Consider the following 26,969-nt stretch of genomic DNA (forward strand, 5'->3'; position numbering starts at 1 on the left):
TAAAACGATGAATAATTTAACAACAGGTCAACGTATTACCTCTCCCGAAGGATCGGGAGAGATCTTAACTACTTTTGAAGAAAAGGTCGTTATAAAATTAGATAACGGGAAAACGACCACGCTACCCGCTGCTCAGGTGTCAGCTGAATACAACAACAATGATGGCTTCACTGATTTAACGAAGGAATCACCAGAAGTTGCTGAAGCACGGGCAGAGCATGCCGGAGAGATCGTTGCAAAACTTGACCATTTGGATAATGAAAACTATAACCGGAATAACGAAAAAATACCTACGGAAATGTTAGAAAATTCACTTGATGTAATCAACGATCTGATTAAGATCAATAACGACCGTGTAGCAGGCTTCGAAAAAGCGGCTGCTGATCTGGATTCAGAAGATACCGAAATTATTGCTGTATTTAATAAACTGGCCGCTGAAAGCCAGCAGTATGTTACAGAGCTGACCGATATTATACAGCAATACGGAGGTGAGGCCGCTGAAGGCACAAGCACTTCAGGTGATTTGCATCGCGCTTGGATTGACATTAAAGCAACCTTTACAGGGAGTGATCTTTTGGCAGTATTAAATGAATGTGAGCGCGGGGAAGATGTAGCTAAGGCAGCTTATCGTGATGCCTTAGATCCTGAAAATGAATTGACACCTGAATTGGCACAAGTATTAAGGTTACAGCAGCAAGGTATTAATGAAGGTCATGACCTGATCAAATCATTTCGTGACAAGGTAGATACAGCGGATGATATTGACGAAACGCCATCATCACAAGATTCAGGTTTTCCCATCAACAACGATTCGGTAGATTCAGCATCGCAGGAATTTACCTCTCAGCCTACCTATGAAGGTGCAGTCGGGGAATATGACCGCGAAGCAACTTTGGCTCCTGAGCCCGAAAGTATTGCTACAGAAGAAGATTGGCAGGACGAGCCGATCGTCAGTACAACAGATTCCAAACTTATGGAGTTTTTTGTAAATGAGTTAAAAGACCTTCTTTGGGCAGAGCGTGAATTGGCTGAAACTTTACCGGAAATGGTAGAAGCGGCTACCTCAGATGAACTTAAAGACGCCTTTAATTTGCACCTTCAGGAAACTTACACGCATGTAAGCAGGTTAGAACAGATCTTTGGTATTTTAGGGTTGGAAGTAGATAGCCGTAAATGTGATGCGATGGCTGGTATCCTGGATGAAGGCGATGAAATTATCAGGGCCACCGTGGAAGGTACCGCTCAACGTGATGTAGGCTTAATCTTCGCCAGCCAGAAAGCAGAGCATTATGAGATCGCTTCCTATGGTGGTTTGATAGCTTTAGCCAAAACCTTAGGCTATTACGATATCGCAGAAACTTTAGTGCTCACTTTGGATGAGGAAAAAACAGCAGACGCTAAATTGACCGAGATTGCAGAAAATCAGGCTAATTACAAAGCCAGTACAGAACCGGTTGAAGATTAATTAATGCCATATTTATTTAAAAAGCCGCTTTTCAGTGGCTTTTTTTTGGATTTTAAATTTGTTATATGGTTATAACAAAAGCCGCCATCCGGCGGCTTTTGTAAAGTGTTGTTAATTACTTTAGCTCTATCTGGCGGCTCGCCATTTTCGATTCTTCTTTCTTAGCGATATCCACCTTTAACACGCCCTCTTCATAAGCAGCCTCAATGCGGTTTTGATCAGCAAGATCAGGTAAAGTAAAAGAACGTACAAAAGTACTGTAGCTAAATTCACGCTTGCTGAAACGTTTTTCATCAGCATTTGTCTCTGATTGTTTTTCAACAGAGACCTGCAGTACGTTTCGGTCAAGGTTGATTTTAAAATCATCTTTTTTCAAACCGGGCGCAGCCAGTTCTAAATGATAATGATCTGCAGTTTCGCTGATATTTACCGCAGGCACACGGGTCATCAGACGATCATTAAAAAAAGTGTCATTAAAGATTGATTCAAAAACGTCATTAAAGCCTGGCATTAATGCGTTCGCTCCTTTGTTGTTGTTAAATTTTATCAGTGTCATGGCTCTTATAATTTTAATACTACAAAGAGATTGCACAACCAATATGCCAGTCCTGAAAAAGTGAAAAATTTGCAGTTTTGACTGAAAATTTTTCAGCTTCAAATGTCAGTTTTTCAGAGACTAAGATTTATAAGGACGGAATTGGTGGCTACCTGATCCGGTTCCTTTCAGTGCGAAATCAATACCAACATTTATGGTATGTGTTGTTTCCCAGCTCAATTTGCTATTAGCCGGGTTCGAAACATAAAATGAGCTTCCGTTTACGGCATCGGTTTGTGCACTAAGTATATCAAACGTAGACCCTTCACCCACATAAGGCGAGTTTCCGGTTATACCATAGGTAGCCCGTAAGCCCAGATCATCTAGCCACGTTATCTCTTTCATAAAATCCTCTTGTTTGACCAACTGCGATATTAGAAATACTCAATTATTTTTAAATTACAAGACAACTATAGTACAATATTATTTTAATTTACAGATATTGGTACTATATTGCACAAACACACTTAACATTACATTTCGAAGCTATTGATCGAATCGTTGAAATGGCTTGGGAAGACCGCACCTCATTTGATGCCATTAAGCTGCAATTTGGGATTAGCGAACAGCTGGTGATCAAATTAATGCGAAAGGAATTGAAGCCTTCCAGTTTTAGAATATGGCGGGAACGGGTACAAGAAAGAAAAAAACATGGCAGTGTATCCGGTAGATTCAAATGCGACATTCAAAGTCAAATAAGCGGTAATAAGATCAGTAAAAGAAATTAATCATTTTAATGGACACAAAAAAGATTGCCCTTGTCTGGTTTAAAACAAACCTTCGCTTGCGAGATAATGAATGTTTAGTCAGAGCGATAGCTGAAAATGATTTCATCGTGCCGTTTTATTGTCTTGATGATTTACTTTTTGCGACAACCTCGTTTGGATTTAAAAAGACGGGAGATTTCCGGCTGAAGTTTCTGCGTGAAAGTTTGAAGCAACTGGGGAATGAATTAAGGAACTTAGGTTCCGGGTTAGTTTTATTGAACGGAAATCCCGAAAAGGGGATTTTTAAATTAGCTGAAGATTATGATGCCCACCGTATTTATGCCGAAAAAGAACGTGCACCTGAAGAGTTGAATACGCAGCAGAAAGTAGCTGCTGAACTTTTAAAATTAAACTGCACCTTTTTAACTTCAGAGTGCCGTAATCTGCTGAATACAACTGATCTGCCATTTCCAATTACCAACTTGCCCGAAGTATTTACCGAGTTTAGAAAACGAACGGAAAGGACGGTTGCCATCAGGCCCGTATTGCCGATACCAGTTTCTATAGCCTCTCCTGGTCTGCCTCCTATAAATTTAGCGCTGCTTCCGGATCAGGTGATCGCAGACCCACGCGCCGTTCTGCAATATCAAGGTGGTATGTTAGCAGCACATGATCGCTTGCGGCACTATTTTTACGATACGCAGGCATTGTCATCTTATAAGGTAACCCGTAACGGAATGGTGGGTGAAAATTATTCCTCTAAATTTTCTGCCTGGCTGGCATTAGGCTGTATTTCCGCAAGAGAAATTTATCATGCCATCAAAGCGTATGAAACTAACCATGGCGCAAACGAATCCACGTATTGGTTGTTCTTTGAGTTGCTGTGGAGGGACTATTTTGGATTTTGTATGGAGAAAAACGGATCACAATACTTTTTAAGGGCAGCAAACCAACAACTTAAAGCGGTTGATCCCAATAAATTCAACTCGGCGTTAAATAAATGGGTTAATGGCCAAACCGGTGTGAAATTTATAGACGCCAATATGATCGAATTAAAACTAACGGGTTTTATGAGCAACCGCGGCAGACAGAACGTTGCCAGTTATTTTTGTAATGACCTGAAGCTGGACTGGCGCTATGGCGCAGCTTATTTTGAGCAGCAACTAATTGACTATGATGTTTGTAATAACTGGGGGAACTGGGCTTATCTTGCAGGTGTAGGCCACGGTCCCAAAGCTAACCGGTATTTTAACATTGCCAAACAGGCTGCAACCTACGATCCGAATAACCTGTTTCAAAATCTTTGGTTGACATGAATCACTCCGCAACCCTTATTTTCCCTCACCAGTTATTCGAGCACCATCCGGCCTTGCAAAGAGGCCGCGTTGTCTATCTGGCAGAAGAGTGGTTGTTTTTCCGGCAGTATAATTTTCACTGCCAAAAATTGGTATTACATAGGGCGAGCATGAAATTTTACGAGGACTGGTTGCAGCAACAGGACTATACCGTTCATTATATCGAAGCCAATACTCCGGAAAACGATTGCAGGCAATTAATGGCAGCCCTGGCTGCTCAGCAAATCGATCAGGTTCATATGGCTGCGGTATCAGATGACTGGCTATATAAAAGAGTGCAGCACGCCTGTGATAAGAATGATATTTCGCTGCGCGTTTACGATAGCCCCAACTTTTTAAATACGACGGAAAGCACGGCCGATTATTTCAGCAAAAAGAAAACTTATTTTCAAACCGACTTTTATAAATGGCAACGGCAACAGCATGGTGTTTTGCTGGAAAGTAATGGCCAGCCCATTGGCGGACAATGGACCTATGATTCGGATAATCGGCAGAAGTATCCTAAAAAAGAAAAAATGCCGATAATTGAATTACCGGAAGAAAACAAATTCATTACTGAAGCGAAAGATTATGTTAAAACAAATTTTCCAGATAACTACGGCGATGTATATACACCCTGTTTGTTTGTCGTCACCTTTGATGACGCCGCGCAATGGCTGGATGATTTTTTACGGCACCGCTTTGAAAAATTTGGTGTTTATGAAGACGCTATCGTTGCTCAGGAAACCGTGCTTAATCATTCCGTGTTAACACCGATGCTTAACATCGGGTTATTATTGCCCGGCCAGATTATTGAAGCGGCATTATCCGCTGCCCAAGACTACGATATCCCCTTGAATTCTTTAGAGGGATTTATTCGCCAGGTTATGGGCTGGAGAGAGTTCATCCACCTGGTTTACGAACGAGAAGGCGTTAAGCAACGTACCACCAACTACTGGAAATTTAAAAGAAAGATCCCGCATAGTTTTTGGACAGGCGATACGGGCATTGCACCTATCGATATCACCATCAAAAAAATCTTAAAGACAGGCTATTGTCATCATATCGAAAGGCTGATGGTGCTGGGGAATTTTATGCAACTATGCGAGTTTGATCCCGATGATGTTTACCGCTGGTTCATGGAAATGTTTATTGATGCGTATGACTGGGTAATGGTGCCCAATGTTTATGGAATGACGCAATTTGCCGATGGTGGCCTGATGGTGACCAAACCTTATATCAGCGGCAGTAACTATCTAATGAAAATGAGTGACTACGAAAAAGGCGACTGGCAAAGAATATGGGACGGGCTTTTCTGGAGGTTTATGCATGTTCACCGCAGCTTCTTTTTGTCCAATCCGCGTTTAGGCATGCTGATTAGCACATTTGATAAAATGAGTAGTGAAAAGCAACAACATCACTTAACTGCCGCCGAAAACTTTTTAATAAAATTGGATCAGTGAAGCAGGTAAATAAGCAAGATTTACCTGCCAAAACCTGCCCGGTTTGTAGCCGCCCTTTTTCGTGGCGGAAGAAATGGGCAAAGAATTGGGAAGAGGTAAAATATTGCAGTGAAAAATGCAGAAATACCAAGTGATCTTTTAACGATCCATGTTTTAAATAAATATGCAGTCAAAATCACCGAAACTTTTGGCCTTTCGGCAATAAGGCAATTGATGGGCGCTAGTTGCTATTTCCCAATACGTCCAACAGGCTGCTCCACGTTACAGCATAACGGGCATTATCCAAGGTTTCATTGTGCGCACTGAACATGCTGTGGATGTACTGGCTTTACTGCCAGTTAGCGTATGTTAATTTTCAAGTGCATCTTCAATATTCTGTGAGCCAAGGTATATGTAAGATGTAGCGTAAAGCTTACAAAATGACCTAATTTGCTATTTAGGAACGGAGTAATCAAGGCTTTGAAACGTACAGTTTATCATCCATATGAACTCAACCGCCTTGATTGCTAATTCCACTTGTATGGCTAATGACATGTTTGGTGAGCCTGTGTAGCCGAAAAGTGGCCCTGAGAAAGGAATTTTTAGCATTGAAAATCTCTATCTTTATAGGACGTAATTCACACATTGTTAACATTTTATATTAATAAAAGAAGATTATGATAAAATATAAACATTTAGGTATACTTTTTTTTATCATGGCTGACACATAAAATGCTTGTTTTATTATTGTGCCTGCCCTCAAAATTCATCACATAACTCTCAAACAATTATTATGAAAAACCTTTCACAAATTAAAGAAACCGACAAATTCAGGAGAATTGCGGTAGCCATCAAGGTCCGATGGAAAAGAAAAGCAGATGATCTCTTTAAAAAACAGAACACTCATTTATTTTGGCCGGCAATTAAAACCAAGCGAAAGTCGCTTTTTGAATTTAATGTAGCTGACCTTAATGTCTTTAAGTTTAGTGCAATTTAGTATTTGGCCAATTAATGGCTAAGGCGAGATAGAAACAGTATTTTAAGCTTAATCATCACTATTGCGGCGAACTTGAAATTTACACATAAATTAAAACTATGAATTAAATTCAATTTCATAATAAATTAAAGGCCGCTGATGCTCATGGTTTAAGATCTTATTTTTTTAAACTTTTAAATGATGCTCCTGTGGAAAAACATTACGGACAAATTGTGGAAATGCTGGTTAGAAAAAAAGGATTCAGCATTAGTGAAATCGCTCGTTTAACGCATGTTAATCGTAGATCTGTGTATAATTGGTTTAATCAGAAATATTTAAAAACAGAAATAATTTACAGAATTGGACTAATTCTTAAACATGACTTTTCATCTGAATTCCCCAATTTATTTACTAAAGAAGATTTTGGAGAAATTCTTAATTACAAACAACCAGATAGCGATGATCCAATATTCTGGGAATTGCCGACGCACCATGTATGGAAAGACCGATACATTACACTTTTAGAAAACTATAATAAACTGCTTTTAGATTTTACAAAGCTTTACGCTTCTGACAATCAAAATGACGCATCACCCTCACAAATGCGGCAATAACATGTCATAATTAAAATGTTTCAATAGCATACAGGCAGTCTGAAGGTTGCCTGTATGCATTTTATCTGGTACAAGTTTGCAATACTTAAAAATTTGGCTTGGGGTTTGGCCTTCAATTATTCTATTATTACTTTACTACTATGTGTAATGCCTGAATAGGTAACATTTATAATGTAAATACCTTTAGGTAAAGATTCGCTGTTAATATTTATTTTATTTTCTCCGTTAACAACCTCAATTGTTTTTTTGTAAACCTTTAAGCCAGTAAAATTGGTAACGATCACCTCTCCGCGATGTGCTTTAGATGCATTGAATTTTAAATTTATAGCATTTCGTGCCGGATTTGGATAAACCAATAATTCCTCGGAAACTATATCTGTAGGCGCAGCAACTGAATCTGTTGAGATAAATTTTGCCTGTGCAGACTGAATAAAGGGCGACAAGCGGTTGCATGATATGGGGGTTTCCATACTGCCACCAGGCAATTGCCAGCTAACTGATAAATTATCACCGCCGGTATTTTCTTTTTGAAGGGCCTCAATATAATACCTGGTTCCGGCCTTTAAAGTTATAGGGGCGGACTTTTGAGTTGCATATTTGTTATATTGCCTTGAATAAGTATAAGCGTTAATAGTAGCTATCTTCTTTTTGTGCGTTGTTGTAGCATCTGTACTTACCCAAAGTTCGGCTACATCATCGGCAGCTAAGAAAAAGGTGTAGTTACCATTTGCGGGCGCTGTAACATACCCCCTGATGCGTACACCATAGCTATCGCCGGTGTTCAGTGGAGATTCAAATGAAGTTAGCCTGGTTGTAATAGTAGGATGATCGGGGTAGTTTTTATTAGCAGTTAAATTACTTACCAGGTTACCAGGAATATTATTGTATTGCTCCCTGATAACATATGATTGATTACCGCAGGGCGCAGGTACAGGCATCTCTACCTTCCATATCTTGGGCGACGAGCCACCGTATTCAAGTACATATATTATATTTCCCACCATTTCCGCATCTACGGGATTGTTAAATTTCCATGCTATGCGGTGAGTTTGTATTCTATAATTGTCGGTAACGTTATCGTATATAAATTGTACATGAAGTAAATCCTGACCCGGGTCTGCAAATGGACCAATTTCCTTGGATGTATCTGAAACACCCGCCGTCCAGCCCAATAAAAAACCATGCCCTTTAAACTCATCTGTCAAAAGGCTATCTCTGTCAAACACAAGCCCTAGGGGCGACCGATGGCTTGTAAATGTGGTCATTTTTAGCCCCGTTCCGTTAGCATCCAAAATTTCGCCGGTTTTAGGATCTCTAACTTTATCAGCATCAGTACCGATATTTACAATTCCCGCTGTAAAAATGCGGTTAGGCTTCTTTGGATACGCCAGATCGTTATAAAAAAAACCTTTTTTTGCGCCGTTGCAATTGGGATTAAGTAATTTATCGGTAGCTGGGTTATATCCTGCAAATTGCATGGGCGTTTCATTGCCACCCAAATTCCACGGAAAGCCGTAAAAATGGCCCTGCCTTATCCAATTTAATTCGTCTGGATCGTCTCTGTCGCCTGAGTTTTCGCATCCGTACAAATTCCCGTCGGGCCCGAAAGCCAGATCAAAACTATTTCTCGTTCCATCCGCATAAAGATACCCCAACGTCGCCAATCTTGCCGAATCATTTGGCAACACCAGGTTTGACGAATTGATGGGAATTCTAAATATTGCAGACGTAAGGGGTTCTTCTCTCAAATCTATTTTTAAGCCCTTCCTTGTCTGAATTTCGCCGTGATCAGTTCTGGATCCACTGCTGATGAAAAGATAGTTGCTGTCCGGACTAACTACTAATCCACTATACCCATGATTATAAGCGGTGTTGGTATAACCATATTTTTCGGTTGTCATGACCTGTGTCCAGGTTCTCTTTCCTGTATTCTGCAATGTACCCTTTACAATTTTGCCTTCATAACTAATGCTATCCGCATTTCGGTTACCTATCAGAAAAAGCGATTTTCCCTTAAATGCCATTCCCTGAAGTAATGTTATTCCATGATCTGTTGCTGTGGCTCTCAACACACTGGTGTAAGTGCCGTTGCTATTCATAACCTCATAAACATCTCCGTTTTGATTTACAAAAAACAAGTGGCCAGATACGGGATCTCGGGCCAGCCTTGAGCAGCCGGTTGGTACATCTAAAAGCTTGGTGACTTTTATATCAGTCCTGAGTGAAACTGGTAAACCTTGCGCCTTCACAGATTTGATCATTACAATTTCTGACACTAACAGAAATGCTAACTGTAGTAACTTTGTGCTGCGTTTCATGATAAAGGTTATTAGATATATATTAGCTTATGACCAGAAATGGTAACCCAGGGACAGCTTATAGTATCAAACATTGGCTTAAGGTAAATTCAAATATTTAAACTTATCGTAAATATTTAGATTACTGCAAGTTATAATCTATAATACAAAAATTTAACAATTAGTAATTATTGTATAACCAACTGTGAAATATTGGCAAATTTTATTCTTTTTTAATCAACTCATAATTAAATTGATTTCTTTTATTGAAGGCTATCCCGGAAATCTTGCTGTATTATTTTATTGATGCAAACGTGTCTAAAAAAAACAAAGCTCACGACCATTAAGGTGCGTGAGCTTCTGCATTTTTGTTAATCAATAACCCTATTAACTAACTGTGAAATCAACAAGCAACTTATTAATTTGTTTATAAAAACGTATTCCTAATACTACTATTTTACCAGTTATAGCTAATTCTACTTGTAAATAATTGAAATTATAAAACAAAAAATATTCTTTAAATAAGGAAAGAGGCTGCATCTATTGATGAACCAGCCTCTTTCAACTAAGTAATAAGTTTTTATTAACCGGTTACTTTTCTATTTATTAGCTACAAAGGTTTGTGCTACTATTTTCATTGAATATTTATCATACATGGATGTCCATTTTAATAAACCAAAACTTTTCTCGGCCGACGCTCTCTCCGGTTCATCAAAAAGCTCATAGCATAATACTGCTCCTACTTTAGGATTTTTCTTCACTTTTTTTACAAAATTGGATAAGAAATCGCTTTGAACTTGTTCAATATTAGCAACCGCGTCTGGCCTTTGACCAACCTCTGTAAACCAAATAGGTTTATTAAACAAACTTGTCAGCTTTAATGAAATATCGGGTATTTTAATTCTTGTAGCTGTTGCTTCCATATCAGAATACCAATGCCATGCAACAATATTAAATTTATTCCCGTACGATATCATATACTGAAGGAAGTAGTAATGCAACCAACCTGCATCAATCATAGTTTGAGCAGTTGGCTGTATGGATTTAATACCATCATCCAAGCCTTTTAAGTAAGCCGCCGCTATTTTAAGCTTGTTGGCGTCATAGTCTGTTGATACGTCACCATTGCCTCCTTTAAGTACCTTGTTGTCAATCTCATTACCCAACTCATAGTATTTAAAGTATCCGGCATTTTTAGTTGCGGTTTTTACACCAAGCGATTTTCCGGTAGCATAAGCGCTGCTTTCGCTGGCAGAAAAATCAAGGCTTGTGGTATTAATCATCGGCAAAATTGTAACACCGTTGGCCGAAGCCGCCTTATAAAGTGGCAAAAAGATATTTGAAAGCGGGATGGAACCGTCGGAATTGATGTTAATATTTTGACGGTAACAGCTCATCCCCATTTTAGTTAGAAGTGATATTTGATCTTCCTGGCTAACTGTCATGTAAGCCGGTAATCCTAATGAGTGTCCGTTAACACCTAACATAAAAGAATTGGTACTGCCGGTTGTTTCATCTGATGGTGTGGCAATAGGCGCTGATGTTTTAACTTTAGCTTTAGCAAAAACAAAATATTGATTTAATATGCCTGCAGCACCGCTCGCATTAGCACCGCCAAGTTTTACAGTGCCTGCATCAAAAACTTTACTGTATAGTGCATAATAGGTAACTTTTGAGTCATTCAGAGAAACCGTGGCTTTAAGCTTTGTCCACCCTTTTAACCAGGTTGGTAAAGATGTTGCTCTCGGATCGAAGGCAACGTAAACCGTTGAAGCTTGACTCAGGTTAAAAGACATGTAAGACGATGAGGCGTTACTCTTATCGGCATTGGCCGTTTTGATCATGTCAAGATTAGCGAGGGAATCAGGTACGCCTGTAATGGCATAATTTCGGTCAATGTAGTAGGCTGAACCTTTTATTAAAACAGATACTTGATTAGTTAAACCGCTTGCAACAACTACATTGCTAATGACGGATGAACTGGTTGCGGAGGTTGCAAAACTTGTAGTTGCATAGTTTGACAGTGTTAAATCTGGGCTGGTAGCTTCCTTTTTACAAGCAGAGAATGAAAAAGCAAGCGCAGCAAAAAGGGCAATTCTTTTTGGATACGACATGAATTTAATATTTTAATCAATAGTTAATTTCCGCTCTTAACGGGAGAATTAACGTCTTAGTTACATTTTTTCTTTTGTTATTTTTTAATCAACTGAACCTCAACTGGTTTCTTTTCTATTTTTACAGAAAAAGGCTCATTCCGATCGTTTTTATCAATCAATTTAAATTGTCATTGTATTATTTTAGCGTTTATTGTTAATTTATTTAACCCAATGCTATATTCATGAAACAAAAAAGCATCGCCAATTCAATCAAGTCGAATTTGATAGCAATAAGCGTTAAGAAAACGTCAATAACCTTCCAAATCTTATACGCGAAGACAAAAAATAGACAATTTGATTGATTATTGAGAAAATAACATAAAAAAATGCTATATTTTGGTTAGATAAGTGTTTTTAGGCATTAAATTGTTAGAAATATAGATACGAAAATTGCGACATGAGTTATAGTTAAGGCAATTTAAACCTATAATTAATAACAAAACTAAAACCCATCTGTTTAATTTACAGTTATTTACCACAATCGGCGAACATGAATAAATTAACAGAAAGCGCAAGTAAAGTTTTAAAAAATAATAGCTTCCTAATGAAAGGAGATTGCGAAATTATACCCTATAAAAGTGGAAAACACACCAAACTGATATTTAAAATAAATGGAGAGATACGAAACATTGAATTTTACTTTTCAACTTCGGAACTAAAATTGATATTTGATCTGATAGAAAATCTTTAATTATTTTAACATCCCTCCTTCTTTGAGATGTAGATTAATGTCATGTAACTCAACGAGATCAAATTTTTATATGTTTTCTTTTTAAATGAAAACGGCTTCTCTCGTAAAATGGCCAAATCACATAAGCCCATTTAATTTTGCTTTTCCATATTTGAGAAACCTTTCAAAGCAAAAATTTGAGATAGGATATTTGCGTATCACTATCGTATAGACGTACTCATTGGCAGATTTTGCGAATGTTGTTATCTATCTATCAATTCGAAGCCGATAATTATACTAAAAAGTTGACTCTCAATAAGTTCATACTTTTTTACAACTTTTTATCGTTTCACACCCAATTAACATTTTTGATAAAAAAAAATATCACTTTTGCGCCTTATAGCGTTTTGAGGTTTCAAAAGAAAATGCTGTCATAAAAATTAGGTTAAGCCGAATAAAGGTTTATCAATAATAAAAAGATAAAGCAGCCTTAAGGTGATAACTTATAAATGTATAGTACTTATTCTTAGAATATCTAATACCATGAAAAAATAACTCATATTCATTGGAACAACAAAGATTAATCTGGATAAAAAACAAGAATAATATATTGTAACAATACTGATAATAACGTTCAATTTAAAGTGGTTTTGATTCCTTAACGAAAAAAATGTCGTTTTTTTTCGTTAAGGAAAAATCACTCCTCAAAAGGCGATAAACCGCTTATATACAAATAGTTTTAGCCTACAACCTATTGTTTTAAAATGATTGTTTTTTGATATAATTTCAAATTATCAATCGATTTAATACAACTTTTTAACATTTTTTAACGTTAAGTTTCCACAAATGCATTTTTATTAACTTTTAAATAACCCCATTAAAACAACTCAAATGAAGCTTTTTAAAAAAACTATCATCGCGAGCTCCTTATTATTGACACTTTTTTCATGTAATAAAGAAAATAATATTACGCCCGCTCCAGACCCTGAAAGCCCTTCGACGATCGACGCTGCATCGTCCATGAGCTTTGCAGCAACATCCTCGGCCCTCGTTACAAATGTCAAATCAGGAACGTCAAAACTCTATCTAACACAAACGGTAGCTGCAAACGCCGTTTATTACACCGACAGAACTTATAAAATCACTTCTGTCCCTTCTGTTTTATCAGGAGCTACCTTGATTAAAACTGCTTGCGATGATAAAACCAACAAAACTTCCAGCCTCAGTTTTACATTAACAACTTCAGCTACCGTTTACGTAGCTTACGATTCACGTGCAACTATCATACCAGACTGGCTCAGCGACTGGACAAAAACAAATACTGAAATTTCCGTTACAGACAACGTTTCTTCTTTAGAAATATACAGCAAAACATTTGACGCAGGAACCGTTACACTCGGCGCCAATATGGCTTCACCGGCATTAAATGTAAGCTGCCAATACATTGTTTTGGCTAAGGCATCAACATTATCGTCTGCCCCTTCAACATCAGGCTTAATGCTGGGTGTTAATGGCCATTCATTAAGTATTAAAGCCTATTTATCCGTATCGGTGGCTCAGCAAATAGCAATGATGAAAAAAATGGGGATGAAAGTTTATCGTCAGGATATTGTTTTCAATGCTGATGGTTCAATTCCGTCATGGACACCATTTGATGAGCTTTATGCAGCTGCCAGTGCTGCCGGCATAACAATTTTGCCGATGATTAATACCAGAACTTTAGATTTTAAGAAAACAGAAAGTCAATCATACACAGCCGGGAAAACATTAGGAACTAACATTGCCGCAAAAAACTCAAAATATTTTAAATATTACGAATTAGGTAATGAACTTGATAATCGTGTAATTAAGGCGGCAAGCAATGGCAATCTCACTACAGATTATAATGCAAAAGATTTTAAAATATTGGCTGCCTATTTAAAGGGCATGGATGATGGTATAAAATCAAAACAACCAACAGCACAAACCATGGTAGATGCAGGTTGGGTACATTATACATTTTTACAGATGCTACAATCATATGGTGTAAAGTTCAACATTATTGCCTATCATTGGTATTCTGATATGGAAGGCGCTGCTAAAAGTAAGGGCATTCCAGATATCACCCAAAAGCTTTCAAGCCTATTTACCCAACCAATTTGGTTTACGGAAGTTGGCCAGCGTTATAAAAAGATAGCTAATTTTGAACAAATACAGAGCGACTTTACCGAATCGTTTATAAAAAAATGTAAGGCAAATTCACAAGTGAAGTCTTTGCAGTTTTATGAACTTATAGACCAACCAGACCGGGTTGCAATTGAAGGTAACTTTGGCTTTGTTAAGTGGACTATTCCATACGTTAAATGGGCATATAAACTTTCGGCACAAGACCTATTTGTAAACTAAAAACTAGATTTTTTTGCATTTAAAAAGAAGAGTGTGTAAAAGCACTCTTTTTTTTATGTCCGATATTTTATTTGGAATTTACCCGGATTCTGTGATGCCAGTTCGAACTTACTTTAATAACCTATCATGGCATTACACACTATTCCACACTTTTTTACCATCTAAACCTCGCTCCCATATAAAGCTTTCTTAAAAGCATATATTAGCTAAGCTGCATCAATAATGTAATCAGCAAAATATAGTTTCTACGGTATGCTATTAACAAAGGCAATAATATGTTCGTACTTGCTTATATTTTTATCAACAAGTGGAATAGCCCAAATATCCAATAATTCTTTTCGTTGGGGAGTAAATGGTCATCCGCTTACGCAATCCGACTACAACAAAACAACCTGGGACAAACAGATATCTTTTTTAAAGGAATTAAATTTAAACACATATCGTGTTGATGTAATGCTCGATACCCAGGGCTTACCCAAAAATGAATATTCATTTCAAGAACTTAATAGCAAGCTAAACTCAAATTCAATTAGCATGTTCCCCGTACTCATCATCACCGGGTTATCTGGTTTGGATGCCGGCCAGATATACACGCAATGTTATAATCAGGGCAAAGCCTTTGGATTAAAATATGGCAACAAATTTCCATGGCTGGAAGTAGGTAATGAGGAAGATAATAAAGTAATAGCATCAGGAAACGGCATAAAAGCATCTGATTATAATGATCAGAAAATACCGAATGTTATGGCCAAACTTAAAGGCTTTATTGATGGGTTAAAATCTGTAAGTCCGGATATTAAAGTAAGCATTTCTTTTGGCTGGGTTCACTTCTATTACCTGGAGTTGTTAAAACAAAATAATGTGAACTATGATATTATTGGTTACCACTGGTATTCAAACATGGGTGGCGGTGATATTACAAACGTTCATACGCCTTTTGTATCCGGCAATTTATTAAAATCTGTTAGTGATAAGTTTAATAAAGAAATTTGGATCACCGAATTCAATTATTACAGAGGAACCAAAAATGGCGACTATACCAAGCAAGCCGATTATATAAGTCAAAGTATAAAATCCATTATCTCACAAAACATCATCAAAGGCTTTTTCATATACGAGTTGTTTGATCAGTCGGCATCAGGTCAACGGTCTCCTAACGAAGCTAATTATGGGCTGGTTATGAAGCAAGATGCAAATTCTGATTATACAAAAAAGGAAGTATACACACGTTATCAATCGTTGATTAATGATTACAAAAAATAATAACATGACAAAAACACCGGTAAATAGACTTCAATGGGTTGATTCGCTTCGCGGCTTAGCTGCTGTAGCTGTTGTGGTTGTTCATTTATTTAACAAATCGAGACGATTGTATCCACATGATTCATTTTTTAGTTTGGATGGCATTCCTGGATTAATCATTAATGACTTTTTAAACTGGGGTAAAATTGGAGTTGTTGTGTTTTTTTTTGTGAGTGGTTATGTAATACCCTACAGTTTAAATAACAGAACCTTAGATGAGTTTGCTATTACGCGTTTTTTTCGTTTATACCCTGCTTATTGGGTTTCAATAATATTATCAGTTATTTTTGTTGGCGTACCTTCATTACTGGTATTACTCACAAACATTACCATGTTTCAAAGATTTGTAGGCGTAGCCGATTTAAATGTTGGTTATTGGACTCTACAAATTGAACTGATATTTTATGTTATTTGTGCTTATTTGTTTTACAAAGGGTTGCTGTACAATGCCAAAACAATTGTTAAAGGCTTTTACCTTTTCCTGGTGGTTGCTGTTCTTTTATCCGTAGTACGATATTTCACCGGGCTAAAATTACCGGTTGCTGTTCCTGTTTCGCTCAATGTAATGTTTTTAGGTTTAATGGCCAGGAAGCTTAGCAACAATGATGAGATTTTTACACGTAGTTATATTTTAAAGCATGTAGCAGTATTTGTGGTAACCTTGTTACCAATTTGTTTCTTGGCTTATAACAAAGATTATGGCTATGATGAAAAATGGTATAAATATTTTTCATCTTATATTACCGCGGCAGCTTTCTTTGCCCTGTTTTTTCACTACAAATGGAGCAATAAGGCATTCGCCTTTTTGGGCGCCATTAGTTATTCTCTTTATTTACTTCACCCTGTTGTAGGGTTTGGTGCAATGAAATATATAAGGAACATATTTCCGCATATATCATCACTTAATTACATACTGTTATTTATGCTCTTTTCAATAATTTCAGCACTCCTGTGCTATTATTTAATTGAAAAACCAGCCATTGCTATCGGGAAATCATTTATAAAGTCGAGAAAAAAACCTTCCATAGTAATACACGCCGCTGCAGCTGTCGAACCCTAATATTGCTGGCATCGTACCTATTCGCCTGTCAGTTGTTAACTGTAAATTGATTTAATATCGCAATATTAACTTTTGGTATACACAATTTCCCAAAGTATGCACAACAATAAATGAGTATCTGCTTTGGGTTGTAAAAGGGCTTATCTTTAATAGAAGAATTTGTTGCTTTCTGCGCCGGTTCTGATTGATAATTAATACACCTATCAATTATGAGAAAAATCACTTGGGTTTGTTATGCCAAAACTGCGTATACATTAAAGCCCTTCATTAAATTTGCACATATAATCCTGATAATCAATTTAATGACAGGATTGTCCTTTGCTAAGACCAATACGCGTCCGGCTTTTACAACAATAAACATTGCATTTTTACCGTCAACCTCCACGGCACCTGCTGGCTACCTGGCCGATAATGGTTTAGCCTACAGTTCAACCAAGGGTTACGGCTGGATAAATCCAACAACAAAAGCAGCACAATCAATGACTGCAAATATGCGTATACGTACGGGTACGAGCGCCAAACAATTGCTTGGCCTTGTTCAAATGCAGGCCTCAGACAAAGACCAGTTGCCCGGCACATGGGAATATGCAGTACCTAACGGCAAATACAGGGTGACAATTGGTGCCGGCGACGAAGGGTATTTTGATAGTGATCATCAAATAAATGCCGAGGGCTTGCCCGTTATTTCCGATTTGATTACCAGCTCAGTCGCCAAACACAAAGTTGCTATAGCCGTGGTAACCGTTACAGATGGCAAGCTTACTATTGATGCCAACGGCGGTATAAACAGTAAAATGAATTTTATAACAATTGCTGATTCCGGCACTGTTACAGATACAGCTGTGCCAACTGCAAGTTTAAGATTAGTCGGTTCAACTCAATCCGCAGGTGTTTATACTGATCAGGCACAAGTATTTATAACAGCCACTGATAACGGTAACTCGGGCCTGGCTCAGGTACAGTATTCAATAAATGCTGCAGCTTATGTTAATTTCATGGCTCCATTTACCTTAAATACAGCCGGCAATTACACTATAACTATAAAGGCTACAGATGCAAATAATAATCAATTTATAACTGCTGCTTATAAATTTAGCATAGTTAGCAGCGCGGGTCAAAAAACACCGGGCGTTTACATGGTTTTGAAAAATCCCGACGGCTTCCCTGGTGATGACCAGCTTGTTTTTTCATTAATACAAACGCCCTGGAGGCGCACGAGCCCCGATACTACACCCTATAACTTAAATCATGACAATATAAAACTCAGAGTCAATAATAAGGGAACAGGAAAACTTACTGTAAGTAATTTGAAACTATCTAATCCTGGCTCATGGAAGATTACAGCAATTAATACGGATAGTACTGCAAAGTTACCCTTTAGCGTTAATTCTGAAGCTTTTACAGATGTAACCGTAAAGTTTATAGCTAAAAATGCCGCTTCGAGGATCAAAATCTTTAGCGATACATTAACAATAATTAGCAACGACAGTATTGCACCGGTAAAGAAAGTTGGGCTTCATGGCATTTGGCAAATAGCCGGCGAAGGCTTAAATGAACCTTATGCCCAGCAGATTATACAAGCTTTCGGTTTAGGAACAACCACGGGTTATGCCCATGATGATGGCAATGTAAATGGAACAACAATAGTGCCGAGCTCAAGTGAAGTGAAAGCAGATTATTTTGTAATGGCCGATCCATCAAAACCAGTAACGGTCCGTCAATTAGCGGCCTATCATGGGTGTTGTGCAGCAACAGAAGCTATTCGGTATTTTACTAAAGGATCTTCATCTACCAAAATGGTTTTTACGCATAATAATCTTTATGGTCAATCTGTAGTACCCAGAATTTACGGTAGTAATACTAACCCTTCGGTTGGAACCTTCACCATTACCGGCTCATTCGGTTTTAAAGCTGGCAGTGCCTCATCAGATAGGACCCAAAACGTTAATGGACTTATAGGTATGAGAATTTTAAAGGCAATAGATGCCGCCGGAAATGTAATACCAAACGCCTATTTGTTGGATTGTGATTACCTGGGTACACAGTTTACCAATTACGATTACCAGGACAATGTATATTACGTTGAAAACATTATGCCCGAATCGGGATCAAAACATCATGCCGATCTGGCGGCGCTTCCGAATACAGCTATTAACTTTACGCCGTCTTTAACAGGAACCTCTTCATCTATTAATGTTACATTAAAGAATACGGGAATGAACTATCCCGATAGCTCAACTGATGGCGCAATAACATTACAAAGCTTACAAATTGTAGGGCCCAATGCCAGTGAATTTTCGGTAGGAGCATTTGCGACTTCATCTTTGGCAACACAGGCCACAACCGCTATAACTGTAAAATTCACCCCCAATAGCGTAGGTATAAAAAATGCGGCGTTATTGGTGAATTACAAAAACGGAACGTCGCTGCTGCGGATCCCTTTGTATGGAATTGGCAACACCTCTACATCTACAGTAACTGCTTTGAAAAGAATAAAAGGAGGATCCGATGCTGCTGTCACGATTGGCGGAAATACTTACGAGGCAGATGCTACTTATAGAAAAGGGTCTATAAAACTGGATAAACAGGTTATAGCCAGCGGTGTAGCCGGTACAGATATAGATTTATTATATCAAACATACTTATCGGCCAATGCGGAACTGGCACAAACAAGTTATGAAATCCCTATTGCTAATGGCAATTACCTGGTACGGATGCATTTTGTAGAAAATTATTGGACAGCAGTTGGTATGAGGGTATTTCATATTGCGATGGAAAACAAACAGGTGCTCAACAATTTCGATATTTATAACGAAGTAGGTTACCGTGCCGCGCTGGTGAAGGATTTTAGTACAACAGTGGCAGATGGGAGTTTAAGCATTAAATTTGACCCTACAGCCAACCGGGTGGGCATTGCTGCTGTTGAGATATTCCAGGTGAAAACTACCGCAGGCGCATCAGCCTTATCTGCTAACGCTACCGACAGCCTGGCGGAAAAACAACGAACAATTACGGTTTATCCTAACCCCAATAACGGTGCTGCATTCTATTTAAACGCTAATAATTTCCAAAAGTCAGAAAAAGTAACATTATCTGTTACAAGCATGTCGGGGAGACTGTTGCAGAAACAGACATTTGTTACTGATGAAACTGGTGCTGCTAATACACTAATTAAATTAAATAGCAGTTTGGGTAAAGGAGTTTATATTATAACTGCAGAGTCTCAAACAGGAGTTTTAAGCTCAAAACTATTAGTTGAATAATATCCTTTCGCTTATTAAATAACTTTATTACCTTTTTGCATCATCCCCTGCTTTACTAAAGAAGAAAAATGCCGGCTTTCGTCATGTTTAATTTGTGAAGAAACAAAAAACGGCAACCAATAGCCTGATATCTGCTATTGGTTGCCGTTTTTGTGTTATTTAAAATAACAGTTAATCCAGGCAAGTAATATTTTGATGATGGTAAAACAATCAAGCGTGTATTACCTTATTCCTTAGTGAGAATTAGACGTCAGTTTGCAGCAATGCAAATTATCAACTTAGGTGATTAGATCTATTGAATGGCGATCTCTTTAGCAGTAGCCTGCCGCAATGATTTATTGTATTGAAACAGCCATCCAAATTTAGGTTGATGAATCGACAGGTATTTTAATCCTAATGGGAAACATAAGCCAACTAACGTATTAAACACAATGTGCACTATAGCATTGTCTACATGTAAAATTTTCTGTAAAAATATCCTGAAACCGGCCGTAAAAAGTACGTGCGACAAAAATATAATCATTGAGTTTTCACCGAGGAAATTAATTACTGTTTTTGACCTGGTTTTTACGGCATAAAAAGATAATTGTATCACAAGTAAGGTGCCCAAAACCTGGGTATCTAATGTGTTAAACCATGTCCATCTTCCGTATCTGAAATATAGAAATTCAGCGCCAACAAAGAGGAGAAAAGTTAAAAGAATACACAGTTTGTTTTCAAGTACAAACTTCAAATATGTCATGTTCCTGGCCAGTAAAACACCAAAGTTAAAATAGATCAAATTATAGAATGTTTTATCAAATGATCCAAAATGAGGCTTAAATACATAAATTAAAAGCCAAATTGAGCAAGAGATCAATAAGCCGTATTTTCTTGAAACTTTATAGATAAGTACGTTAACAACATTAATAAAAAACAGGGCAAACAAAAACCAATAAACAGAACGAGGAATAAACAAACATGTGTACAATGCCTGAACTGGCAATTTCGCGTTTGTCTGGCTGGAAAAAGCAACCTCAAAAGCGGTTTGTATTATTGACCAAATTACAAATGGATAAAGAATAGTCTGCAGTTTATTTATCAAAAATTTCTTCTCGCGATGTTTATCTAAGCTTTTCTCGAAAAAGAATCCGGACAAAGCAAAAAACAAAGACATATGAAAACTATAAATAAATGTAAATAGGGAATTAATCACAAATAGATTTGTTGGTATATGGGCTTCTTTTATACCCACTAAAGCATGTCCCAGTACAACAAGGATAATTCCTAAACCCTTGGCATAATCGACCCAGTCTACTCTTAGATGCTCTGTTTTCATTTGCTAATTATTTGATTAATGTTGATGGTTTATTAAACTAAAGTGATATTATTTGGACGTTACTTTTTTGTGCAACCTTTTGGTTACTTAAAAATGCTGTGGCAAGAGGCTTGAGTCAAAGCTTACTTTTAAATAAGCCTTTTAGGAGAAAAATCTAATTTTAAAAAAAAATGGAAATGAGAAAACCAACTACGAGCTTATATCGTATATCAAGAATATAGGAAATAATTTATTATAAAAAATAAAGAGGATGTATTGGAATACACCCTCTGATTCAGGCACATAACTCTCACATTTGTACCAATTATGAAAAACAAATTTCATTTAAATCTTATACGATAAATATTTATATATGTTATAGGAGTTAAAAAAAAAAGAATAAAGGCTTAACTCGCTTGGTGTAATTGATCTATATCAAATTTATAAATTATTTACGATAAAAAGAAAACTTACTATTAAGTTATTCAAAATTGTGCTATTATGTATAAATTTTGTGAAGTTGATGCTGTAATTTGATAGTCTTTCTCCCTCAAAATAAGAATATTACGGCACTAAGATGATACTTCGCCATACCTCAGCGCCTGTTCTTTTTGCTGTGTTATGAAATATTTGTCTTTGCTCCCTGCTGTAAACATTCAGCGTTATGTTTTGATCTTCTACTGGTGTAACTTTGATATCTAAATCATATTTGGATTGATACCTAAAAACATACGTGGCCATTGTTCCCTCAACATCAAAATCATTTAGCTTATCATCTGCGCCGAATGTAACATGACATTTCTTTTCGCAGTCAACAGTTAGCTTTCCGTATCCATAATAGCTAACATCATCGACCGAACTTTTTTTGCAACCGGTAAATAAAAAGATAGAGGAATTAAGAAAGATTGCACAAACGATGCATTTTCTTATTGTGGGGATGTTAAATAACCCGCTTCTTCCTGAAGCATGTAATAGAGTTTGATTTTGTTTCATGTTTTTTTAATTTGTAATTATTAAGATAATATTAGCGTGAATTTCAAGTGTGCAGTTTGCAAATGGCATGCATTTTAAAAGGATAGTATGCGATACCATGAAAGAAGAAATTTTGTATTACGGCTATTTTCCTGTGGCAGTGTATAAGAACTTACCCAGGCAATATGACGGCAGATAGTCGTCTGAAATTTGTATAAAAGCTAAAAAGAGGCTATTTTTTTACGCTGGCTATATCAACATTTTTTTTATCGATTATTATCAGCTTCTTTTGTTCGTAACCAAATGGTCTTACGTTAGCTACCAAATAAACATTATCCTGGTAATCATAATTGGTTCTAGGTTGCCCAATAAAGTCGCAGGCTATGATATAACTATTTTTTAGCTCCTCACCTTTTAAATTAATGGCTTTCCAAACACGCACACCGATTTTGTTTTTATAATTTTTCATACGGTCTGTACTTGATGAGCCCATTATAAAGCCGAATTTTTTTTGCGGATAAAAAGAAATAAAATTTACAGATGGTTTAACAAGCATTCTAGGTAATAACAACTGTGCGGCCCCTGGTTCGTTATTGAATAGTGTTATTGCTGTTTTATCTCCTTTATAAAAAAACTTCAACGCATCATCTTCATTGAGTGAATTAAACGCGTGGTAAGCAGCAAGCTGAATTATTTTAACGCCTGTAGTATCACTAACTCTTTCAAAATAGGATGCAGCAATCTCATCCGAATTAGAGATGGTTGCATCGCCGTTGGAGCCGTTATCGAAATATTTGAATCCGACGTTGGTTTTAAAATTTAAATTTGTAAGTATTTTTTGCAAATCTGGTTCCCAGTCGCCCTCTGCCCTATATTGCCATAGGCCATTTAGATACAGTCTTTTAAACACTTTATCCTGTGTGTATAAGATCAGTTCATTACGAACTGTTATACAGCTGCTTAATAAGTCAGATTGGCAGTTTAGTGATTTTGTATATCGCAATAAGTTCCACTGTAATTTAAATAGTGCATTCCAGCCCACCCGCCTTGCCCGCTTTTCAAATATATCCGCAGTAAAGTTTAATGTGATCTCTGCAAAATTATTTACTCCGATTGTAATTGGAAATGCACTTTCATCAACATTGAGATTATTTATTCTACATATTTTCCAAAGATCATTTTTTAAAAAAACAGCTTTATTTATAGTTAAATCCTTATCACTATTATTTTCAATACGAATGGTTACCAGGCCATGATCCTTTATATTAAACTTAGCGTTCTTTTTTTTACCTAGTATTTTTCGACCCTTATCACTCAAACGAGAAAAAAATAAATAGTCATTATTTGAAAAATCATTTATCACTTCAACTTTTACGCCGGCACCGTTAACGTTGATATGCCTATCTGATACCAAATGAAAATCATTTACGGCTTTATTATTTAATAAAACATCTTCTTTTACAGGACTTTCCTGAGAAGAGTATTTAGTTTTTAATAATGTTCCGAAAATCAAATTTGAAACTATACAAAGCACAATTACAATTTTGCGGAAATAGACCTCTTTAACGGAAAGAAATGCCGGCACAAGAAACATGGCCGATAAAATGCCCCAAATTAACGGTAAGAAAACATTTAATAAAGCATGAAGTCCATCTTGGCTGAAATCAATTGAGGTAGATATAAACTCCGAAATAAGAATGCTTGATAGCAAAAAAAAAAGCAATAAATTAACAGAAAGCTTCTTCATAATTAAAAGGGGTAAAAAATAAAAAGCATTTTTTGATTGTATATTAAAAGTTCATAAAATCAACATCTAATTTGGCTCGCTGGCCGATCCAAAACTGTATCCGATACTAAATCGCAAAGTATTGGCGAGGGGGCTTTTGTCTTGGCTGGCTGCTAGATATGAAAAGTCAATATTGATATTTTTTGTAACCAAACCCAGGCCGAGGGTTACATAACTTCTGTTTCCTTTGTTAGGGTTTTCGTAAAAGTATCCGGCTCTTAATGCAAACTTGTTGTCATACCAGTATTCCAATCCCGTTGAGTAATTTATTTCCCGAAATTCTTCTTTAAAGCCGCCAGGAGCATCACTAAATGAGCCGAATATGCCTGAAACAACTGAACGGTCATCATTCCTTCCCCTCACTATTTTATTTGTACTATCTCTTATCGGTGGCGTTGGAACAAGCAATTTATTCAAATCAATTGCAAGTGTCACCTTATTGATATTATCTAAAAACAGTGTATTGGCAAATCCTATTCTTAAATTGGCCGGTAAAAATAGCTGGGGCCCCTGAGCAGAGTAATTTATTTTTGTACCTATATTAGAAATATTTACCCCGAAGCCAAAAGTAGCATCTTTGCCAAATTGCTCGGTATTATGATTGTTAAACAGGGATATATCTGTAGCAACAGCATTAACACTGTTTGACCCTGGGCTATTTGAGCTAAAGCCTCTGTAAAGCCCAGAATGTATATACCGTAAAGTAAGACCTAACGACAATTCTTCACCAAATTTGCGAGCGAAAGATCCGTCAATTGAATATTCATTTGGGTGATAAGTACCCTGTGATACAAGATTATCATCAATTAAATCGATCCTACCTAAATTAAAATACCTGATTGAAAAGCCGATGCTATTTCTATCATCTAATTTATTTGCGTAGCTTAAATAAGCAAGATTGATATCTGAAACAAGCTTCCTTAACCATGGTGAATATGAAAGGCTAAAAGATGAATTGTTTTGCAAAAACGGGAGTTTCGCTGCATTCCAGTAAGTGGCATTTGCATCAGGAGCTATAGCCACCCCAGCATCTCCCATCGCGCCAGAACGGGCATCGGGAGATATTGTTAAAAACGGTACAGCAATTGGTATGGCGGTATTACTGCTTCCATTAGTATTAAAGCTTGCTTGCGCCTTTGATTCCAGGCGTATGATACAGCAGCCAACTATAAATAAAGCATAAAATTTAAAGGTATGAATTGCCATATTATATACTATGTAAAAACAGGTTAGCGTAAGCTTTTAAAATAATTGGGAAACACTTAGTATGCGTTTTTCTCGCCTTTAAATATGTTATAGATGGTTAGGAAAATTATTTTAACATCCAGTTTTAACGACCAGTTTTCTAAATACCAGATATCATGCTCAACGCGTTTCTCCATTAACGCGTCATTTTTTGTTTCCCCTCTAAAACCATTAACCTGAGCCCACCCGGTTATACCCGATTTTAAAAAATGACGAACCATATATTGATTAATTAATTGGCCATATTGTTCTGTCATTGACAGGATATGGGGGCGGGGGCCGATAACGCTCATATCACCTAACAACACATTTATAAATTGCGGAATTTCATCTACGCTGGTTCTGCGGATAAATTTGCCAATTGGCGTAGTTCTTGAATCATTTTTGGTGGCCTGAACAAACTTTGTCTCATCCTGGATCCTCATGCTCCTGAATTTATAGCAAATGAAAGGTTGATTATCTTTACCGGTGCGTAATTGTTTATATAGTATAGGACCGGGGCTTTGCAGTTTAATTATTAACCCTAATATTGGATAAAGCCAGCTTAGAATAAATACGATCACCAACGAGCTGAAAATTATATCAAAAAGCCTTTTTGCAAATCGATTTTCCATTTCTTCCAACGGCTCCTTTCTTAAACTCAAAATTGGAAAGTCATCCATATAATTTATTTTACACGACGATTTAAAATAGGTATCCCAATCAGGCACAAATTTCAACCGAACGCAATGCTTTTCGGCCATCTTTAGCAAGTAATTGGCATCGGCCAGTTTATCAATTGGCATCGTGAGATATACTTCGTTTATTCCGCTTGCCGACGCGTTCCTTATGTATTCTTCAACCACCTCATCACTTGAATTCTCTTCAGGCTCGATTGTTCCATTACCTTTGTTTAAAAAGCCTTTAAAGGAAAAATTATTTTCAGCATTTTCAAAAAATGTCGCCAGCTTCAAACTCATACTATCGTTACCTATCACCGCCACAGACTTATTTATATTGAAGAAACGTTTAAAATAAAACTCAAATAATGTTCCTAGAAAACGGCTCAGAATAAGCCCTGCAAATATGAAGTTGTAGTAAACTATTGTAACCTTTAATACACTTATAGAATCTTTTGGAACTAAGATGAGCGACGTAAAAAAAAATACGAATAAAATAAAAGCCTTAATTGATCCCGTGTAAATCCTTATATGCTTCTGTGATATAGCAGCTTTATAAACACCTGATAATGAAGTCGCTAAAACCCACAAATAGTTACATAAAAGCAAATAGATCAGATAATCCTCAAATGGCTTATTAACAAATTTAAAAGCCAGGATGAAACAGGCGTTCACCAAAATCTGGTCTGTAACTTTTAGTACAAAGTATAATAGATATAAGTACTGTGTTTTCATATAATTTGA

19 protein-coding genes are annotated in these 26,969 nt (G+C 36.9%); 10 read left to right on the forward strand and 9 right to left on the reverse strand.

The annotated features are described in order from the left end of the window. The first annotated feature begins 7 nt into the window (after positions 1 to 7). Complete coding sequence (locus tag AC1D0K_RS01150) at positions 8 to 1,465, forward strand: DUF892 family protein (protein WP_477396764.1); 1,458 nt, start codon at positions 8 to 10, stop codon at positions 1,463 to 1,465. A 115-nt stretch (positions 1,466 to 1,580) separates the two neighbouring features. On the opposite strand, the gene AC1D0K_RS01155 is transcribed toward AC1D0K_RS01150, so the two are convergent. Next, positions 1,581 to 2,021: an Hsp20/alpha crystallin family protein gene (locus tag AC1D0K_RS01155; RefSeq protein ID WP_295718778.1), complete on the reverse strand. Its 441-nt coding sequence runs from the start codon at positions 2,019 to 2,021 to the stop codon at positions 1,581 to 1,583. A 120-nt stretch (positions 2,022 to 2,141) separates the two neighbouring features. Continuing rightward, a complete protein-coding gene (locus tag AC1D0K_RS01160) occupies positions 2,142 to 2,405 on the reverse strand; it encodes a hypothetical protein (RefSeq protein ID WP_477443152.1) in 264 nt (87 codons plus the stop codon). Positions 2,406 to 2,557: 152 nt separating this feature from the next. Between AC1D0K_RS01160 and AC1D0K_RS01165 the strand changes: the two genes are divergently transcribed. The 5 genes from AC1D0K_RS01165 (at position 2,558) to AC1D0K_RS01185 (ending at position 7,133) form a co-directional block, all read left to right on the forward strand. After that, a complete protein-coding gene (locus tag AC1D0K_RS01165; RefSeq protein WP_477399312.1) occupies positions 2,558 to 2,788 on the forward strand; it encodes a TIGR03643 family protein in 231 nt (76 codons plus the stop codon). 8 nt (positions 2,789 to 2,796) lie between these two features. Further along, positions 2,797 to 4,083, forward strand: coding sequence for a DASH family cryptochrome (locus tag AC1D0K_RS01170; protein WP_477399305.1), 1,287 nt, complete (start codon positions 2,797 to 2,799; stop codon positions 4,081 to 4,083). Continuing rightward, positions 4,080 to 5,564 (forward strand): cryptochrome/photolyase family protein, encoded by a 1,485-nt coding sequence (locus AC1D0K_RS01175; RefSeq protein WP_477399307.1) that lies wholly within the window; start codon positions 4,080 to 4,082, stop codon positions 5,562 to 5,564. The genes AC1D0K_RS01170 and AC1D0K_RS01175 overlap by 4 nt, the downstream gene beginning before the upstream one ends. Further along, entirely contained in the window at positions 5,561 to 5,698 is a 138-nt protein-coding gene (locus AC1D0K_RS01180) for a DUF2256 domain-containing protein (protein WP_295718784.1), read from the forward strand. Before AC1D0K_RS01175 ends, AC1D0K_RS01180 begins: the two co-directional genes overlap by 4 nt. A gap of 1,030 nt (positions 5,699 to 6,728) precedes the next feature. Continuing rightward, positions 6,729 to 7,133, forward strand: a complete 405-nt coding sequence (locus AC1D0K_RS01185; protein ID WP_295718788.1) for a helix-turn-helix domain-containing protein — start codon at positions 6,729 to 6,731, stop codon at positions 7,131 to 7,133. A 116-nt stretch (positions 7,134 to 7,249) separates the two neighbouring features. On the opposite strand, the gene AC1D0K_RS01190 is transcribed toward AC1D0K_RS01185, so the two are convergent. After that, positions 7,250 to 9,451: a T9SS type A sorting domain-containing protein gene (locus AC1D0K_RS01190; protein ID WP_477443154.1), complete on the reverse strand. Its 2,202-nt coding sequence runs from the start codon at positions 9,449 to 9,451 to the stop codon at positions 7,250 to 7,252. Positions 9,452 to 10,029: 578 nt separating this feature from the next. Further along, on the reverse strand, positions 10,030 to 11,544 hold the full coding sequence (locus tag AC1D0K_RS01195; protein ID WP_477443156.1) for a glycosyl hydrolase: 1,515 nt from the start codon (positions 11,542 to 11,544) through the stop codon (positions 10,030 to 10,032). Between the two features lie 1,603 nt (positions 11,545 to 13,147). Between AC1D0K_RS01195 and AC1D0K_RS01200 the strand changes: the two genes are divergently transcribed. The 4 genes from AC1D0K_RS01200 (at position 13,148) to AC1D0K_RS01215 (ending at position 20,266) form a co-directional block, all read left to right on the forward strand. Then, positions 13,148 to 14,641 carry a glycosyl hydrolase gene (locus AC1D0K_RS01200; RefSeq protein ID WP_477443158.1) on the forward strand — a complete coding sequence of 498 codons (1,494 nt, stop codon included), beginning with the start codon at positions 13,148 to 13,150 and terminating at the stop codon, positions 14,639 to 14,641. 285 nt (positions 14,642 to 14,926) lie between these two features. Beyond that, on the forward strand, positions 14,927 to 15,904 hold the full coding sequence (locus AC1D0K_RS01205; protein WP_477397855.1) for a glycosyl hydrolase: 978 nt from the start codon (positions 14,927 to 14,929) through the stop codon (positions 15,902 to 15,904). 4 nt (positions 15,905 to 15,908) lie between these two features. Further along, positions 15,909 to 17,003, forward strand: a complete 1,095-nt coding sequence (locus tag AC1D0K_RS01210) for an acyltransferase family protein (protein WP_477397857.1) — start codon at positions 15,909 to 15,911, stop codon at positions 17,001 to 17,003. A 209-nt stretch (positions 17,004 to 17,212) separates the two neighbouring features. Beyond that, a complete protein-coding gene (locus tag AC1D0K_RS01215; protein WP_477462976.1) occupies positions 17,213 to 20,266 on the forward strand; it encodes a malectin domain-containing carbohydrate-binding protein in 3,054 nt (1,017 codons plus the stop codon). Between the two features lie 292 nt (positions 20,267 to 20,558). Here AC1D0K_RS01215 and AC1D0K_RS01220 read toward each other — a convergent pair whose 3' ends face one another. From AC1D0K_RS01220 to AC1D0K_RS01240, 5 genes are all read right to left on the reverse strand, one after another. Further along, complete coding sequence (locus AC1D0K_RS01220; RefSeq protein ID WP_477397861.1) at positions 20,559 to 21,584, reverse strand: acyltransferase family protein; 1,026 nt, start codon at positions 21,582 to 21,584, stop codon at positions 20,559 to 20,561. A 543-nt stretch (positions 21,585 to 22,127) separates the two neighbouring features. Beyond that, a complete protein-coding gene (locus tag AC1D0K_RS01225) occupies positions 22,128 to 22,556 on the reverse strand; it encodes a hypothetical protein (RefSeq protein ID WP_477397863.1) in 429 nt (142 codons plus the stop codon). Positions 22,557 to 22,767: 211 nt separating this feature from the next. Beyond that, positions 22,768 to 24,282: a hypothetical protein gene (locus AC1D0K_RS01230; RefSeq protein WP_477443599.1), complete on the reverse strand. Its 1,515-nt coding sequence runs from the start codon at positions 24,280 to 24,282 to the stop codon at positions 22,768 to 22,770. Positions 24,283 to 24,348: 66 nt separating this feature from the next. Next, complete coding sequence (gene porV / locus AC1D0K_RS01235; protein ID WP_477397867.1) at positions 24,349 to 25,527, reverse strand: type IX secretion system outer membrane channel protein PorV; 1,179 nt, start codon at positions 25,525 to 25,527, stop codon at positions 24,349 to 24,351. A 56-nt stretch (positions 25,528 to 25,583) separates the two neighbouring features. Continuing rightward, a complete protein-coding gene (locus AC1D0K_RS01240; protein ID WP_477397869.1) occupies positions 25,584 to 26,960 on the reverse strand; it encodes an undecaprenyl-phosphate glucose phosphotransferase in 1,377 nt (458 codons plus the stop codon). Positions 26,961 to 26,969 lie beyond the last annotated feature (9 nt).

The organism is Mucilaginibacter sp. P1_A3 (assembly GCF_056406855.1).